The 17,192-nt window shown below is 33.5% G+C and carries 16 protein-coding genes; 12 read left to right on the forward strand and 4 right to left on the reverse strand.

What is annotated here, in order from left to right; translation table 11 throughout:
* The first annotated feature begins 79 nt into the window (after positions 1-79).
* Both FcAc13_RS03520 and FcAc13_RS03525 read left to right on the forward strand, forming a co-directional pair.
* Positions 80-820 carry an amino acid ABC transporter permease gene (locus FcAc13_RS03520; RefSeq protein WP_187754798.1) on the forward strand — a complete coding sequence of 247 codons (741 nt, stop codon included), beginning with the start codon at positions 80-82 and terminating at the stop codon, positions 818-820.
* Positions 820-1,530 (forward strand): amino acid ABC transporter permease, encoded by a 711-nt coding sequence (locus FcAc13_RS03525; protein WP_187754799.1) that lies wholly within the window; start codon positions 820-822, stop codon positions 1,528-1,530. Before FcAc13_RS03520 ends, FcAc13_RS03525 begins: the two co-directional genes overlap by 1 nt.
* 632 nt (positions 1,531-2,162) lie before the next feature.
* On the opposite strand, the gene FcAc13_RS03530 is transcribed toward FcAc13_RS03525, so the two are convergent.
* The 4 genes from FcAc13_RS03530 to FcAc13_RS03545 all read right to left on the reverse strand — a co-directional run bounded on the left by FcAc13_RS03530 (position 2,163) and on the right by FcAc13_RS03545 (position 6,492).
* Entirely contained in the window at positions 2,163-2,594 is a 432-nt protein-coding gene (locus FcAc13_RS03530; RefSeq protein ID WP_187754800.1) for a hypothetical protein, read from the reverse strand.
* Between the two features lie 194 nt (positions 2,595-2,788).
* Positions 2,789-3,631 carry an aldo/keto reductase gene (locus tag FcAc13_RS03535; protein ID WP_187754801.1) on the reverse strand — a complete coding sequence of 281 codons (843 nt, stop codon included), beginning with the start codon at positions 3,629-3,631 and terminating at the stop codon, positions 2,789-2,791.
* Positions 3,632-3,910: 279 nt separating this feature from the next.
* Entirely contained in the window at positions 3,911-5,071 is a 1,161-nt protein-coding gene (locus FcAc13_RS03540; protein ID WP_187754802.1) for a murein transglycosylase domain-containing protein, read from the reverse strand.
* A gap of 179 nt (positions 5,072-5,250) precedes the next feature.
* Positions 5,251-6,492: an MFS transporter gene (locus tag FcAc13_RS03545; protein WP_187754803.1), complete on the reverse strand. Its 1,242-nt coding sequence runs from the start codon at positions 6,490-6,492 to the stop codon at positions 5,251-5,253.
* Between the two features lie 330 nt (positions 6,493-6,822).
* Between FcAc13_RS03545 and FcAc13_RS03550 the strand changes: the two genes are divergently transcribed.
* The 10 genes from FcAc13_RS03550 (at position 6,823) to FcAc13_RS03595 (ending at position 17,174) form a co-directional block, all read left to right on the forward strand.
* Positions 6,823-8,016, forward strand: coding sequence for a sugar transporter (locus FcAc13_RS03550; RefSeq protein ID WP_187754804.1), 1,194 nt, complete (start codon positions 6,823-6,825; stop codon positions 8,014-8,016).
* A 339-nt stretch (positions 8,017-8,355) separates the two neighbouring features.
* Complete coding sequence (locus FcAc13_RS03555) at positions 8,356-9,405, forward strand: AbrB family transcriptional regulator (RefSeq protein ID WP_187754805.1); 1,050 nt, start codon at positions 8,356-8,358, stop codon at positions 9,403-9,405.
* A gap of 217 nt (positions 9,406-9,622) precedes the next feature.
* Entirely contained in the window at positions 9,623-10,264 is a 642-nt protein-coding gene (locus FcAc13_RS03560; protein ID WP_187754806.1) for a nitroreductase family protein, read from the forward strand.
* An 11-nt stretch (positions 10,265-10,275) separates the two neighbouring features.
* Positions 10,276-11,469 (forward strand): FTR1 family iron permease, encoded by a 1,194-nt coding sequence (locus FcAc13_RS03565; protein WP_223064513.1) that lies wholly within the window; start codon positions 10,276-10,278, stop codon positions 11,467-11,469.
* Positions 11,470-11,535: 66 nt separating this feature from the next.
* On the forward strand, positions 11,536-12,102 hold the full coding sequence (locus tag FcAc13_RS03570) for an iron transporter (RefSeq protein ID WP_187754807.1): 567 nt from the start codon (positions 11,536-11,538) through the stop codon (positions 12,100-12,102).
* A gap of 134 nt (positions 12,103-12,236) precedes the next feature.
* Positions 12,237-13,499 (forward strand): DUF2318 domain-containing protein, encoded by a 1,263-nt coding sequence (locus tag FcAc13_RS03575; RefSeq protein ID WP_187754808.1) that lies wholly within the window; start codon positions 12,237-12,239, stop codon positions 13,497-13,499.
* A gap of 12 nt (positions 13,500-13,511) precedes the next feature.
* Positions 13,512-14,798 carry an ABC transporter permease gene (locus FcAc13_RS03580; RefSeq protein ID WP_187754809.1) on the forward strand — a complete coding sequence of 429 codons (1,287 nt, stop codon included), beginning with the start codon at positions 13,512-13,514 and terminating at the stop codon, positions 14,796-14,798.
* Between the two features lie 12 nt (positions 14,799-14,810).
* Positions 14,811-15,953, forward strand: coding sequence for an ABC transporter permease (locus FcAc13_RS03585; protein WP_187754810.1), 1,143 nt, complete (start codon positions 14,811-14,813; stop codon positions 15,951-15,953).
* 99 nt (positions 15,954-16,052) lie between these two features.
* On the forward strand, positions 16,053-16,718 hold the full coding sequence (locus FcAc13_RS03590) for an ABC transporter ATP-binding protein (protein ID WP_187754811.1): 666 nt from the start codon (positions 16,053-16,055) through the stop codon (positions 16,716-16,718).
* 30 nt (positions 16,719-16,748) lie between these two features.
* The gene (locus FcAc13_RS03595) at positions 16,749-17,174 is read left to right on the forward strand and encodes a DUF4418 family protein (RefSeq protein WP_187754812.1); all 426 of its coding nucleotides are present in this window, start codon (positions 16,749-16,751) and stop codon (positions 17,172-17,174) included.
* Positions 17,175-17,192: the final 18 nt, after the last annotated feature.

Consider the following 17,192-nt stretch of genomic DNA (forward strand, 5'->3'; position numbering starts at 1 on the left):
ACTTAATACTGAAATTAATTTTACTAATCCTAACGGTAATGTCGCTATGGACGATATTTTCGATTAATCAGAGTCAATTATGTTTTTTCAAGAAATGTCTGAACAGTTATTAGCACCCCGTTATTTAGGCTGGTTATGGGATGGCTTTATCGTTACGATAATGATTTCTTTTTTAACCATCCTATTTTCAACTATTTTCGGTTTTTTACTGGCTATTTTAAGCCAAAGTCAGTATCGAGTTATCCGAATTTTAATCCGTTGTTATAATGGCATTTTTCGTTACTCACCATTATTACCACAATTATTCTTTTGGTACTTTGGTATAGGTAACATTTTACCGTTAGAATTTAAATTATGGTTATTTGATGAACCAGCTATTGATTTAGGGTATTTAAGAATAACCATGCCATCATTTGAATTTATTATGGGATTGACTGGCTTAACATTTTATTCCACAGCCTTTATTGCTGAAGAATTTAGAGCCGGTATGCAAGGGGTAAAACAAGGTCAACTCAGTGCCGCATTTGCTTTAGGATTATCCCATTGGCAAAGTTTTCGCTTTATTATCTTACCGCAGGCATGGCAAATTTCGTTCCCTGCATTAGTTGGTCAATATATGAACATTATCAAAAATTCATCTTTGACTATGGCTATTGGGGTATTAGAACTTTCCTATGTATCACAACAAATTGAAACAGAAACTTTAAAAACGTTTCAAGATTATGCTTATACAACAATGATTTATATAATGGCCATTATTATGGTAGGAACATTTGGAAATTTTTATCATCAGCGATTATTAGAAAAAGGAAAGCGATAATGGACTTGAGTAGCTTTAGTGATGGATTTATTGTCATAAAGAATAATTTAGCCTATTTTGTATGGGGGAATTATCCGGAAGGTTCCATTGGTGGCATTATATTAACACTCATCTTAAGCTTAAGTGCTATCATTATTGCTTCTGTGTTTGGAGTTATTGCCGGTATTGGTTTAACCATTTTGATCGGATGGCAACATAAATTGTTAGTATTAATACTTAGTTTTTTACGTGCTATACCTATTTTAATGTTAATTTTTTGGACTTTTTTTCTATTACCGATGATATTCAATGTGGATGTCCCTGCCATAGCAACGGTAATACTGGCTTTAGCGTTAATTGGAAGCGCTTATATTGCTTATGCTGTTTATGCTGGAATGATAACAGTCTCCGTTGAGCAATGGCAAGCAGCGTATTCTTTGGGACTTAACCGCCAACAAGTTATTCGTTATATCATTTTGCCACAGGCAATAAGAATGATGATGCCATCATTTGTCAATCAATGGGTATCATTGATTAAAGATAGTTCTTTAGCATACATTGTCAGTGTCGCTGAATTTACTTTTTTAGCCACTAAAGTGAATAATAGAAGTATGGTATATCCAACAGAGATATTTTTATTTGTCATTGTTGTCTATTTTATAATCTGTTATGCACTCAATCTTTTGGTTAGTTGTTTGACCAAACGAAAAAAACCGCTGATGTTCAACTAAATAAATTTTAATATTTTTCTGGCTATTACTATGTTAAGTGTGATTAACTTATTGATCATTTTTACTGATTGATTTTTTTATAAATGATTTAATTAAGGACTAACTATAAGTTAAGATCATTTTATAAATATGATTAATATCAAAAACCTACAAAGGTTTATTGACCCATAAATGTTTTAACAAATAAAGTGATGGTTTATAAACCATCTATTCAATAGCTGAAACTGATCTTGCCAAACTAGAAGATATTTATTGTAAGTATGTAATCAAAATAGTTAAATCTGGGGGAATCTTTTCATCGTAATAAAATTAGAGATAAGCTAATTTGACATCATAAAATGGTGGGTTATATTTTAGTGTTTATAAATATTTGGATTATGATACGTTACTAAATTAAATAGTGTAACGAATTAGCTTAGACAGAGGTTAAATACATCATCTTACCATGCTCTAAGGCTTGTATAATGTTGTACTGTTAATTATTTAACGCATGAATGGTATTTATTAATAATGCCAAGTTAGCCATATTTATACTATGACCTAACTTGATACTATCTATATCATCTGAACTGCAAAATCAACTTAATAAATGACAAGATTTATTCTACTATAAGGAATATCGTAATCGCTGATTAATCTTTATCATCACAATTAACTTTATGTTCTCGATAAATAACTTTATTATATGCAAAATCGATGTCACGGTGTTCTATAACTTTGCCATTACGAATAAAAAACCAATATTTTTTAAATGGTTTATAGTAACCTTCATTTTTTATACCATTAATATTTGCACAAACCGAATAACCATAAATGGCTTCCTGATTTTCTGAATCCGTTACTAAATATTCTTCACGAGGCGAACTGATTGATAAATAATTAATTGATTTTGGGTTGTCAAAAAACTTTTTACCCCATTTTTTTATGATTTCAGGATAATTAGTTGGATATGAACCAAAATCTGCATGAGTAAGATCGGGTCGCCAATTAGGATCGGTTGACTTAGTGCCTGAGCAAGCTATAAGTAAACAGGCTAAAGTTGATATAGTTAAAATTTTTTTCAAATTATTTGCCCTTATTTTTATAATGACCAAAATGATAGTGTAATCATGTTGGTCGTCTTATTGTCGCCAATAGCTAATAAACGGTATACTAACTGATTTGATGTAATATTGTCTACGTAATAATTAAGATTCTAATGCTCTTTCAAATCAATAAAAAGAATCACTTTAGAAAAAGTTATAAATCATAATTAAGTTTAATGCATTTCTAATGGAATTTTATGTTTTGGAACCGGAAAGGTTTTATCCAAAATGATTAAGTCTTCAGCACTTAAAGTAATATTAAGTGATTTTATATTATCTATAACATGAGTTGTTGACGATGCTTTGGGAATTGCGACAACGTTTTCTTTTTGTAGAACCCATGCTAAAGCAATCTGTGCAGGTGAAGCTTGATATTGATTAGCCATATCAATTAGTGCTTGATGTGTCAATATTCGACCACGCTCAATTGGTGAATAAGCCATTATTGGTAGGGATTTTTTACGACTCCATGGCAGTAAATCAAATTCAATGCCTCTTCGACTCAAATTATATAAGACTTGATTAGTCATAATTTGATGCTGGTCAACATAAGATTCTACTTCGAGTAAATCATCTAAATCAAAATTACTCACCCCCCAACGTTTAATTTTGCCTTGTTCAACTAAAGTTTGTAAGGCATCAAAAGTTTCGGTTAAGGGAACAGAGCCTCGCCAATGAAGCAAATACATATCTAGATAATCTGTTTGTAATCGTTTCAAGCTATTATGACATGCTTGAAGCGTTTTTTGATATGATGCATTAGACGGTAACACCTTACTGACAAGAAATATTTTATCTCGCACACCTTTAATAGCTTTACCTACAATAATTTCTGCACCACCATCAGCATACATTTCTGCCGTATCGATTAATGTTAAACCATGTTCAATACCCAGTTTTAAAGCTGAAATTTCTTGCTGTTGTTGGGATGAAGATTCTCCCATAAACCATGTTCCTTGTCCTAATGCTGGGACTTTAGTTCCATCTGGTAATAATACCCATCGTTGTATAGCCATAAATCCACCTCAGTATAATTTTCATTTACAAAGTTAACATCTCATTGTTTTATATAATATTTTAATGATGAAACTTCAATAAGGATACTGTTATATTATCCTAAATTTGTAATGAACAATTTTTTTTATGCCAAAGTGTGTCGCTAATAACGGATTCGAACCGTTTTTTAGGATATAAATTTCCAGTCATTACATAACCTCACCAATCATCATTTAAATAAATTTGAAAAGTTTCATCTGTTAATATTGTTTAGAGAGTGCGTTAAAGTCTCACATACACTAAAAATATTGTTTATTATTAATGACTTTTATTAGATAGTCGCGAGTTTCTTTGGCTTTAACTTGTGTGGTTAATATGCGATATATTTCCTTTGGTGTTTTATGATTAATCATGGCAATAGCTTGATTGCGATCTTTATTAAACGTAGCTAGAACAGTTCCTGCTCCACCGTTATAAGCACTAATCACACAATATTCATTACTAATTTGATGTTTTACGCCTTGTAAATAACGATTTTTTAAAATATCGATATAAACTGTTCCCATATGAATATTATTTTCAGGATCAAAAAGATATTCTCGATTAGGTTTGCCATTTTTTTTGTAAATAGCTTGATAAGCGTCAACTCCTGCGGTATTAGGCATAATTTGCATTAAACCCACTGCACCACTTTTACTAATCGCGTATTGGTTGAAATCACTTTCCGTTTTGATAATGGCATAAATTAGTTTTTCATCAACATGATATTTTTGAGCGTATTTTGTGACAATAGCGTGATATTTATTAGCTCGAATATTAGTGTGTTTTTTGAGCATTGGGATTTGTACATAATAAGCTGTTTTATTATTTTTTAATTGATACCTTTTAACGCCATTTTGAATTAAATAATCTGCGAATCTACTAGCGCGCCATTGCCAACGAATGGTTTGCCCCTCATGATCAACCACTTCTCCGTAAAGATAAGGTTCGCCACCTAGTTTAATGTTATTGGTATTAAATAAATCGGTGGCGTTTGGATCATTCGGCATCAGCAAAGTCATGATGATGGCATCTTTAAGATTTTTATTCAGGTTATTCGTATCAATCGTACCAATATTTATCATCCCTTTTTCATAGTCAATAATAGCGCGACTTTTATAATTATTAGTATATTTTACATACTCCTTGGCACTTGGTTCTTTAGCATCATGTTCACCCCAGGTTTTAGATACCGACTTTTTTAAATCGCTAAATGCTTTAGTTATATTTTCCAATTTTTTAATATCCTCATGGAGTAAATTAGGATTTTGAGCATATTGCCGAGCTTTTTGCTTGGCTAGTGTCCTAAAAGCGTTTTTAGAATTGGAAGAATTAACCGCCGTTTTTAAGTGTTGATATTCGTTAGCGGTACAGCTCAATTGGGTAACTATAATTAATAGAATGGCTAAAATCTTTTTCATTTAAACTAATTTAATTTTTATTATGCTTTTATTCTTAAATCGCATTATAAAACAATTGAAAACACATAAAAATAGAATTTAAATATAAAAATTAAATTAAAAAAGTGGATAAATTTAAAACGAAAGGTAATTTTAAAAAAAGTTACGCATTATCGTGCGTAACTTAATATTTGGTTAATTTATTCTAAAGTTTTACCTTTGGTTTCAGGAATTAAGAAACCAAATGCACATGCCGATATTAAATAAGCAATGGATAGTAAAGCTAATGCATAACTGATTGAGTATTGAGCCGCAAGATATCCAATTAAGACTTGAGCTATGCCGGCGACCCCTCGACCAACATTAAAGATTATATTTTCGGCACTGGAACGGGCATCAGTTGGGTAGTGTTCGGCTAGTAATGCACCATAACCACCCATCATACCATTAACAAAAAATCCTATAACAGAACCGAATATAATTAAAATAGTCATATCAGTTTGTTGGAAATAAAACCAAATTGAAATAGCTGAAATTATTAAAAATCCGATATAAGATGGACGACGACCTAATTTATCGCACAACCAACCAAAGACAATAATCCCCAATACCATACCGGTGGTAGTAGATATTGTCCAAAAAGTTGTATTTTTAAATGGCAATTCTAACTCATTAGCAATCATGGTTGGCATCCACACCATTAAACCATAGAAGCCAAAGTTTTGCACAGCACAAGCAATGGTTAATCCTATTGTTGTCAAAGACGTTCGAGGCGTTATAAATAACTTATTTAAAGCAATCTTGTTTTTTTTATCTTCTTTAAGATTTTGCCAAATTTCGGGTTCTTTTAACCCTTTGCGTGTCCAGGCAACAAATAAAGCGGGTATGACACCTACCGCAAATGCCCAGCGCCAACCGTAACTTTCACCAATATTTGTTGCTGTAAGCGTTGCTAAAACTATGCCAACCTGAAAACCTAATGCGACGATAGCGGTTGCTCGTGAACGTTTATGTTTGGGCCAGCTTTCGGAGACTAACGTCATACCAATACCAAATTCACCACCTAACCCTAAACCACTTAAAAAACGGAATATAGCAAATGTTTCATAGTTTGGGGAAATGGCACATAACCCAGTAAATAGTGAAAAAATAATAATTGTCCATGAGAAGACTTTGACTCGACCAAATTTATCAGCCATTATGCCAAAAATAATACCACCAATGACAGCACCTAATAAAGTAATGGAGTTAAGCGTTGCTGCTTCAGTTTTTGTCAAATCGAAATATTTCATAAGCATCGGTAAGCAAAAACCAAGTAACATCATATCCATACCATCTAAGGCATAGCCGACTGTTGAAGCAAATAGTGTTTTCTTTTGATAAGGTGTTGCTTGATGTTTTTGCTCAACGGATGATGTTCTCGCATTGAATTCTTTTTCCATTATAACCTCAGGCATTAAAACGTAATAATAATTGTTGCTCAATATTATCTATTAAAGTTTTATCATTTTAGCACCTTTAATGACAAAGAAAAATTAACATCATGAAATTCAAACTAAAAATAATAATTAATGTTTTATAAACCTCAGCATTTTCATGAAGCAGCGATGACTTCTAGAATTAAACTTTCAAAAATCAATAATTTTAGATAAAAGTAAATTATTTTTAAAATTCATGGTACTTAAGTATGACAGAAGGATAAATGAATGATTGGAAATCAAAAGTAAATTGATTATAATCGCCACTAACTTAATATTTTATTATTTCCTATCATGCATTTATATCCCATTATTCATCGATCAAAAGCTTGGTCTGCCATTTTATGTTTAGCTTTTGCGGCATTTATTTTTAATACTACGGAATTTGTACCAGTTGGGTTATTACCAAACATTGCTGAAAGTTTTGGTATGACTATTTCTAATACTGGATTATTAATAACCATATATGCATGGGCGGTATCGTTGTTATCGCTACCATTAACCATTCTAACAGCTAAATTTGAACGCCGCCAATTGCTTATTTTTTTATTTATTCTCTTTATCTTAAGTCATATTTTAGCTGGTTTTGCATGGGATTTTTATAGCTTGTTAGCAGGGCGAATTGGAATTGCTTGTGCACATGCTGTTTTTTGGGCGATAACCACACCATTAGCGGTAAGATTGGCACCAAATGGTAAAAAAGCCCAAGCAATGGGGTTTATCGTTGCAGGTACTTCAATGGCAACGGTTTTAGGTGTACCGCTTGGCACTATGGTCGGTCAGTTAGTAGGGTGGCGCATGACTTTTTTGTGCATTGGTATTGTTGCTTTTGCCGTAATGATAGGTCTGGTTTATTTGTTACCGCGTTTACCAAGTAACAATCTAAAATCATTGAATAGCTTACCTTCTTTGCTTGCCAGACCAGCATTAATCCATATTTATATTCTAACTGCCGTTGTTATAACGGGGCATTTTACGGTTTACACTTACATCACGCCTTTTATGCATAAAGTTGGTGGTTTTGATGATAAATTTGTGGTTTTTTTACTCTTATGTATTGGATTTTGTGGTATTTTGGGTAGTATTATTTTCGCGAAATATTCTGAAAAATACCCAGTAACGATTTTCTTTGTTACTTTATTCATGTTGATGACGAGTTTGATCTTATTTTCGCTAGTATCCCTTTATAGTTATAGTGCCATTATTATTTGTCTAATCTGGGGGACTGCTATTACTATATTTGGTATGTTAATGCAAAGTAAGGTAATTGAAGCTGCACCTGATGCAACGGATATCGCTACAGCCATTTATTCAGGAATTTATAATATTGGTATTGGTGGTGGTGCGTTAGTTGGCGGACTGGTTATTCATTATCTATCCATTAATGAGATTGGCTATTTTGCTGGAAATTTTGTCTTTATCGCTTTGTTTTTTTTCACAACATTTTCTAGAAAAATTTGGATAAGCGGACAAAAAAATGCCCAATAGTGATATTGGGCAAACATAAGGAATAGGAAAACAATGAAATTTTCATTGAGGCTGTATTATGCACTATTTTTATTGTTTTGTATGTAAGTTTAAAGAAAAGATCCGATAAAAAACGCAGATTTAATAATCAAAACTGTAAAGAAATCGTTAATTAAGGGGTTGTGGTTATTTTTATGGTTAAATAGTCAACCTTGAAGCATAAATCAAATCATTATTTTATAATTAAAAAACATGACAACAGACTAATGAAAATATTGTCATTATATAGTAACAGCGATGTTATTGATTTATGTTAATATTTTATATGTCAAAATTATTTTAACAATATTTAGTTAAATTATGAAATTACCATTTAATAAATTATTACAGTGGGTTATGGTTATCATAATAAGTATTCTTATTACTATGCCATTGTATTTGAACCAGCTACCAGCAGCCTTTTTATTAGGACCTATGCTTGCGGGGATTATATTTGGTTTAAATAATGCAACTATTGTAGTATCGAAGTCGCTATTTAATCTATCGCAAGGTGTTCTTGGATGCCTAACGGCGGAAGCAATAACGGCAAATTTATTGGTGAATCTCGTGTCTTATTGGCAATTAGCAATAATCATCACATTTTCTACGATATTCATTAGTATTATTCTCGGGATGTTAGTCTGCCGTTTTTCTTCGTTACCTGGTTCTACAGCCATTTGGGGTATAATGCCAGGTGGTGCTTCAGCTATGGTAGGTATTTGCGGTGATTACGGTGCCGATCCAAGGTTAGTAGCCTTAGTGCAGTATTTACGTGTTATCTTTGTTGTATTGATGTTAGCTTTAATTGCGCATTATTTTAGCAATGAATCAATTGTAACATCACAACCTGTTGAACTGTTTCCTATCCCAAGTATCAATCTTATTTACACAATTTTAATTGCTATTGCTGGTGTTTGCATTACCAACTTGATTAAGTTTCCTTCAGGTCGTATTTTACTGCCCATGATTTTTGGCGCGATTTTACAAATTCATGGTGTGATTCAATTAGAAACACCCCAATGGTTATTAATGATATGCTCAGGAACAATTGGCTTATCTGTGGGCTTACGGTTTAATTTAACTACTATAAAATTAGCACTAAAAACGCTACCTATAATTTTATTAACAATTTTTATCATGTTAATCTTTTGCTATGGTCAAGCATATTTATTGCATTATGTCATGGATATAGATTATTTAACCTGTTTTTTAGCGACTAGCCCAGGTGGTTTAGATACATCAGTGATAATTGCTCTCGATACGCATTCGGATTTAGCAGTGATTTTGCCATTACAAATTTTACGTTTTTTTAGTGTATTAGTATTGGGACCGAGTTTAGCACGTTTTTTATCAACCAAATTACCTTTATAATTTACTTTAATATCTCTCACCAGTCACTGATAAATAAGAAAAAATTGGTTATTAAATCTTTTTAAAAGTGTTATTAACGCTGTTCAAACATAATTATTTCATTTCCAATGACATTTTAATGCTATTTAAATGATAATAGTTGTTATTCAGTATTGATAATTAATTCCAATCGCCATAATATAGGCGACAAATAATTAAAAAGAAAATTAGGTGTTACATGTTTAGGCTAATCCAAAAACTGTTCACAATTCTATTTATTTCATTAACATCTATTACAGTCGCTAAAGCTGATATTCAATTACCTACCCCACAAATGGAAAATGGTATCGGTATTTTCACTGCGCTAAAAAAACGCGCATCAACACCAGGTGGTGCATTTGGTATCGGCAATATATCTGATCAAGAATTATCAACAGTGTTATGGGCAGCAAGTGGTTTAAATCGTGGAGAGAAGGGATGGACCATACCAATTGCTTCTGGTCAACCACCTTATGTTAAGATTTATGTTGCAGGACAAAATGGTGTCTACCTTTATCACTGGCGAGGGCATTATCTTCAACAAATTAGTCAAGAAGATATCCGAAGCGATATTGCGCAACAAAGTTTTGTTAGACGTGCGGCTTATTCATTAATTTTTATTAGTGATAGTTTGGCATTAAATCAGTTTAACGATGATGAGAAAGCGCATGATTTTAGTCAAATTGCGGTTGGCGCAATGAGTCAAAATATCTATTTAACTGCTGCAGCATTAAAACTAAATGTTCGTTATATCCATTCGATAAAAAAAGAGAGTATTAGCGAAGAACTCAATTTGGTTGAGAAAGATAAACCTATTGGCATTATGTTATTAGGCAAATAGAGGGCAAATTAGTGAAACGGTTTTTAACAATCTGTATTTTATTATTGTCATGTGGTTTGGGGGTTCAATCATCCGCAGATGCTGCAACTAAAAAAAATTATGAAAGCTGGAATGCATTAGTTGATGAGATGGATATTATCTTAAATCAATCCTATGATGCCTATTTTATGAAAAATATTGATGGCGCTAAGGAATTGGTTAACAAAGCTTATTTCGGATTTTATGAGAAACATGGTATTGAGCGAGCAGTAATGTCTTATATTTCAGGGCAGCGTGGAACGGATACCGAATATCAATTTGCCAAAATTAAACGTCTTATGACGGATAATGCGCCTAATAAAGTGGTTCGAACTGAAATAGACGTTATTCTTAAAATGCTTCATGAAGATGCAAATGAGCTGGATGGCAAAGAGGATAGTGGCTGGCGTACATTCCTGGCGGCTTTAGTTATCATATTACGTGAAGGTACTGAAGCTATTCTTGTGATCGCTGCGATTACCGCTTATTTGGTTCGCTCTGGTAACCACTCTTTAGTCAGAGTAGTTTATTTAAGTTCATTAGCCGCAGTAGTTGCTAGTATCATTGCTGCCATTGCTATCCAGTATATTTTCAACATAAGTGGTGCTAATCAGGAGATGATCGAAGGGATTGCGATGTTACTTGCTACCGTAGTACTGTTCTTTGTCAGCAATTGGATGTTATCTAAAGCGGAGTCACAAGCATGGAAAAGTTATGTTGAAGATAAAGCCAAAGTAGCGGTGGCTACAGGAAGTAGCTTTGCTTTAGGTAGTGCTGCATTTTTATCGGTATTTCGTGAAGGTGCTGAAACAATTTTATTTTATCAGGCAATGATTGTGGATGCTAAAGAGCATACCTTCATGGTATTTTTAGGATTAGGCATTGGTTGCTTAATATTGGCAGCTATTTTTATGGTCATTCGATTCCGATTAATGAAATTACCGTTAAAATTATTTTTTATTGGCACCAGTGTATTAATGTATATTTTGGCAATTGTGTTTGCTGGCGGTGGTGTTAAAGAATTACAAGAGGCAGATATCATTAAAGTTACCTCTGTCAATTTTGTCAAGTCGATTGATATTTTGGGTATCTATCCAACTGTTGAAACATTGATTCCGCAAGTTGTTATGGTCTTATTTGTTGTTATTTCGATCATTTATTTCCGTTGTCGCAAGGTAAATCAATAATGCGATAGATTACATAATTAAATTTAATTGCAATTCATTGCTTAAATTACAAAAGGAGTAAAATCAATGAAAAAATTAGCTTTAGCCGTGGGTATCACATCTATTTTAGCTTTATCCCCTTTGGCTGCCAACGCTGCCGCTCCAACACCTGATGAGGTGGCTGGGTTTGAAGAATTTCCTATTGGTGATGAAGTAACAGTTGGGCCATTACATATTGCTGCTGTTTATTTTCAACCAGTGGATATGGAACCTGCCGGTATGGGGGGTTTAGCCGCTTCTAAATCAGATATGCACCTTGAAGCTGATATTTCGGCAGCTGATGGAAATGAATTGGGTTATGGTGCAGGTGATTTTGTACCTTATTTAACTGTCAAATACAAAATCCAAAAGTCCGGTAGTAATAATATTATTGAAGGTAATTTCATGCCCATGAATGCATCCGACGGTCCACACTATGGTAATAATGTAAAATTAGACGGGGCAGGTAAATATAAAATTACTTTTATTATCGAAAATCCTGAAAAACAAGGTTATTTGCTACATGTTGATAAAGAAACGGGTGTGGAGGGTCGTTTCTGGAAAAAACCTATCGAAGTATCATGGGATTTTGACTTCATCCCACGCGTTTGGTAGTTCTTTTTAATCTAAACAAGTAATAATTTACAAAACATCAAAGGTTAATAGTGAATACACTATTAACCTATTTAATTCAACTGAATTTATTAATTGTTCACTTATAATTACAATTAAGTCTAACGGACTAAGCTATGTTGCAATACCTAATTAATGTAACCGATAATACTTTTATTTCTGCTGTAATAGTTGCGTTACTCATTTCAACTCTGCGTATTGTGAGCACTCAACCGAAAAAAATCATTTGGTCAAGTTTGTTGTTAGGTTGCTTAGTTGCATTGGTATATGCAATTTTAAAACGTAATACCGGCACAGTGATCAGAGAGTATTATGACTTAGTTTTACTCTGTTCATGGGGTATTTTCATCATTCCTACAGTATTTTGCATCTGGATTTGCTATATTAAACAAAAGCGAGCCAATATGAACGCGTGGTGGCAATTATCTGTTAATTGTGGTATTACGTTACTCTTAGCGCTTGTTTTTGCATTATTTATGCCCAACCTATTGCTCTATCCATTTGCATTTGATGTCGGGATGGATTCTATTTTTAATACCGATTATCTATTTAAATGGCTAGGATATACAGCAGCTATCATCTTAATGTTATTAATAACACTGTTTATCTGTCGTATTACATATAAATTAGCAAATAAATTGGTATTAATCATAATCAGTATTGCTTTGGCTATTTTTACCATTCAGAATTTTATTACTATTGCGCAAATTATGATTGTACGCCGCATTATTGCTTATCAACAATGGTTAATGGATCTTATTATTTTTGTATTAAGCCATGGTAATTTTTTTATTTTCGTCTTTATTTGTATCAGTTTATTATTAACTTTGATGCTTTATATAAAGAGTAAAACTACACCATTGAATGGACAAAATCCTGCCCAAATTCGAAAAATAAAAGCAAATATTCGCCAAGATCGGCGCAAAGTTTTGATGATTATGGCAGCAACGGCGATTACAGCTTTTACAGTAACTCGTTTACGCTACTTATATGAAAAAGGAGTTGAAATTTCTCCTGCTGAGCCTATAGGGTTAAATAGCAATGGTTTACTTGTTATTCCGTTAACAAAAGTCAATGATAGTAAGTTGCACCGTTTTGGATATACAACGCAGGACGGCACTATTGTCCGTTTTATTATTATTAAGAAAAGTGAAAATGCTTATGGTGTTGGTTTAGATGCTTGTGATATTTGTGGGGCAAGCGGATATTATCAACGTGGTGATCAAGTGGTTTGTAGCTTATGTGATGTGGTAATGAACATAGCAACTATTGGTTTCCCTGGTGGTTGTAATCCTGTGCCACTAAAGTTCCAAGTAAACGACGGTAATATAGTTATAAAACCAAAATATCTGGAAGCCGAAAAAAATCGGTTTAAATAGGTCTGGATTATTATGTTTGGCAAAATGTTATTAAGGGTTTTGACCCGACAAAAGAAAAAATCATTGTTGATTGTTCTGACAGTAGCATTAGGAGTATCGCTAGCAACGTCAATGCTTAATGTGATGTTTGATGTTGGTGATAAAGTTAATCAAGAGTTGAAAGCTTATGGTGCAAATTTAAATATTGTTCCTAAAGGCGCTTCTTTTGTTAGCGATATGTATCAAATTGATGATAACAATCAAGCTACACCATCACAATTCATTCAAGAAGATGAGCTTGTTAAAATCAAAATGATATTTTGGGCTTATAACATTGTTGATTTCGCTCCTTATTTGAGTGTTACGGCCAATATTGATGATAAACCAGTCAAAATTGTTGGTACATGGTTTGATAAACATTTAATCATTCCTACTGGTGATGAAATCGATACCGGCATGTTAGCTATGAAATCATGGTGGCAAATTGATGGTTCTAAAATGGTAGATGATAATTTGCATGGGGCGATGATGGGGGAAACTCTCGCCAAAAAATTAAATCTGAAAATCGGTGATGAATTTACAATTGTTGCGCCAAAAACGCAGCAAATAATCACTTTAACCGTCAATAATATTTTCCATAGTGGCGGTATTGAAGACAGTGAAATCTATGTATCATTACCCATAGCTCAAAAACTAGCAGATAAAGTGGGGTTAGTTGAACGTATTGAAGTAAGTGCCCTCACAACGCCAGAAAATGAACTTGCCCGCCGCGCCGCACAAGATCCAAATAGTTTATCGCGTAATGAATGGGATGTTTGGTATTGTACAGCTTATATCAGTTCAATTGCTTATCAATTAGAAGAAGTCATGCCTAGTGTTCGAGTAAAAGCGATTATGCAAGTTGCCGAGTCAGAAGGTGCGATCTTACAAAAGACGCAATTATTAATGATTCTATTAACCATACTCTCTCTAGTCTGTTCAGCTTTAGCAATATCTAATTTAGTTACCGCAAATGTGATAGAACGTAGTGCAGAAATTGGATTATTGAAGGCTTTGGGTGCCAGTAATTCTGCAGTTGCGATGTTAATTATTTGTGAGATTTTGATAATTGGTTTCATTGGTGGCGTTATTGGTTATTTTATAGGTGTTGGTTTTGCGCAAATCATTGGCTATACAGTATTTGGTTCCACGATAGAACCGAAAATATTGATTATTCCACTAGTAGGCTTGATGGTTCTATTTATTACATTGTTGGGCAGTGTTCCAGCTTTGAGGATGATGATTTTTTTAAAACCTATTGATGTTTTACACGGTCGATAAAGGTATTTGGCTATGCTTAATAAAAATAGACTATTTATAACCAAAACGTTACTAAGTTCTTTAATACGACGACGTTCACGTATTTTAGTCGCGTTATTAGGAACAGCAATAGGCGCAACGGTTCTATTCGGGATGGTGACACTTTGTTATGATATTCCACGTCAAATGGGTAAAGCGTTTCGTTCCTACGGTGCAAATATTATTTTCATGCCAGCCGGTAGTCATGCTACTATCGATCTTAACCTCGTTAATGCTGCAACGGATTTGATTCCATCTACACAGCGAATCGGTGTCACACCGTTTCGTTATTTAGCGGTGCGTAGTAATGTCGTGCCTTATACTTTGGTGGGAACAGATTTTCAGCAAATTACTAAAACGAGCCCATATTGGTTAATTGAAGGTCAATTTCCATCACAAGATAATGAAATTATGATCGGTATAGATGTCGCTAACTATGCGCATTTATCAATTGGTGACATAATGCCAATTGCTGGTAAGTCTAGACAAAATGATAATTTCGACCAAATATTCAAAATTGTGGGGATTGTTAAGACAGGGAAAACGGAAGATAGCTTTATTTTTGTGAACTTTACTAAATTGGAAAGTTTATTACAAGAGCAAAATCAGGCTGAAGTCATTGAATTAAGTATTAGTGCCCCTAAAGAAGAACTTCAAAATTATATAGCTAAAGTGAAACTGAATTTTCCTAGCATTGAACCTCATCTTATCAAATGGGTAACACAATCAGAAACCCAGGTGTTAGGAAAATTATCGTCATTACTCTATTTGGTTACATCTGTGGTGCTAATTTTAACGATGATCTGTGTTGCGACAACTATGATGACAGTGGTGATTGAGCGTCGTAAAGAAATTGGTTTGAAAAAGGCACTCGGTGCTGAAAATCGCCGTATTGCTAAAGAATTTCTTGCTGAAAGTCTTTTTTTAGGTTTTATCGGTGGTTTGATAGGTTCATTATTTGGATTATTATTTGCACAAGTAATAAGTCGGGAAGTCTTTGGTAGTTCGATTGTATTTGAATTTTATCTTATTCCATTTACGATATTAATTTCGATGCTTGTTACGGTTGTTGCATGCTTAATGCCAGTTAAGCAAGCAGTAGAAGTTGAGCCGGCTTTAGTATTACGGGGTGAATAAACATCAAGAGTGAGTGATAATTGTCTGTGCTTACCTGCAATTATATTTAACTTATCTTATCTAGGTAGTAGAATATAACTAAAAAAAGAGTATAAAAAAATGAATATACTTGAAGTGAATAATGTATCAAAAAATTATGGTTCGTTATATGCATTAGCTGATATCAATATGACGGTAGGTGATGGCAAGTGGTTGTCAATCATGGGACCTTCAGGTAGTGGTAAAAGTACACTCATGAATATTATTGGATGTATGGATAAACCAACCAGTGGTTCGGTTATTCTTGATGGACAAGATATTACTCAACTTTCATTAACGGATTTAACGGTTATTCGGCGTGATAAGATTGGCTTGATATTTCAACAATTTCATCTTGTTCCCTATCTTACCGCTTTAGAAAATGTCATGTTAGCACAGTATTATCATAGTATGGTTGACGAAAAAGAAGCCCTTAATGCCTTAGAAAGAGTAGGACTGCATGCAAGGGCAAAACATTTACCTCGACAGTTATCGGGTGGTGAGCAGCAGCGCGTTTGTATTGCGCGGGCATTAATTAATTATCCAAAATTAATTTTGGCCGATGAACCAACAGGGAATCTGGATGAAGCAAATGAATCATTAGTGATGAATTTATTGCACCAATTACATCAAGAAGGTAGCTCTATCATTGTTGTCACACATTCGCCTGAAGTTGCTAAACATGCTGAAACTACGGTGGTATTGGAGCATGGAAAGATTGCACAAATTATTGATAATCTTAAATAAGATATCAATCATAAAGTTAGGAATAAAATAATGAATCGATTTCTTAGTTCGGCTTTTGTAATTTTAATAGGATTACTGGTAATATTGGTTCCAACCTATATTTTACCAGTATGTCCTCCAACAGAAATTATGGCTAATAGTCATGATCATCATATTACTTATAAATTTATGAAATGTCATTGGACATCGCAAGCAGAAATTGGGATAGGAACGGCAATGGTGGTAATCGGTTTGATTTTACTATTAATCAAATCGACATTAATTCGTTTGGGATTAAATATATCATTGGTTGTGATTGCTATGTTTGTTGCAGCAGTGCCAACAATACTAATTGGCGTTTGTCCCAGTGAAATGATGGCATGTCATATTGGTACATTACCTGCTTTATTACTCTTAAGCGGCATACTTTTTATTGGCATACTTGTCAATATATTCTATTTAAAACGACTCAGTTAAATAATTTTTTTCATTTTA

Source organism: Frischella japonica (genome assembly GCF_014489845.1).
Classification (GTDB): domain Bacteria; phylum Pseudomonadota; class Gammaproteobacteria; order Enterobacterales; family Orbaceae; genus Frischella; species Frischella japonica.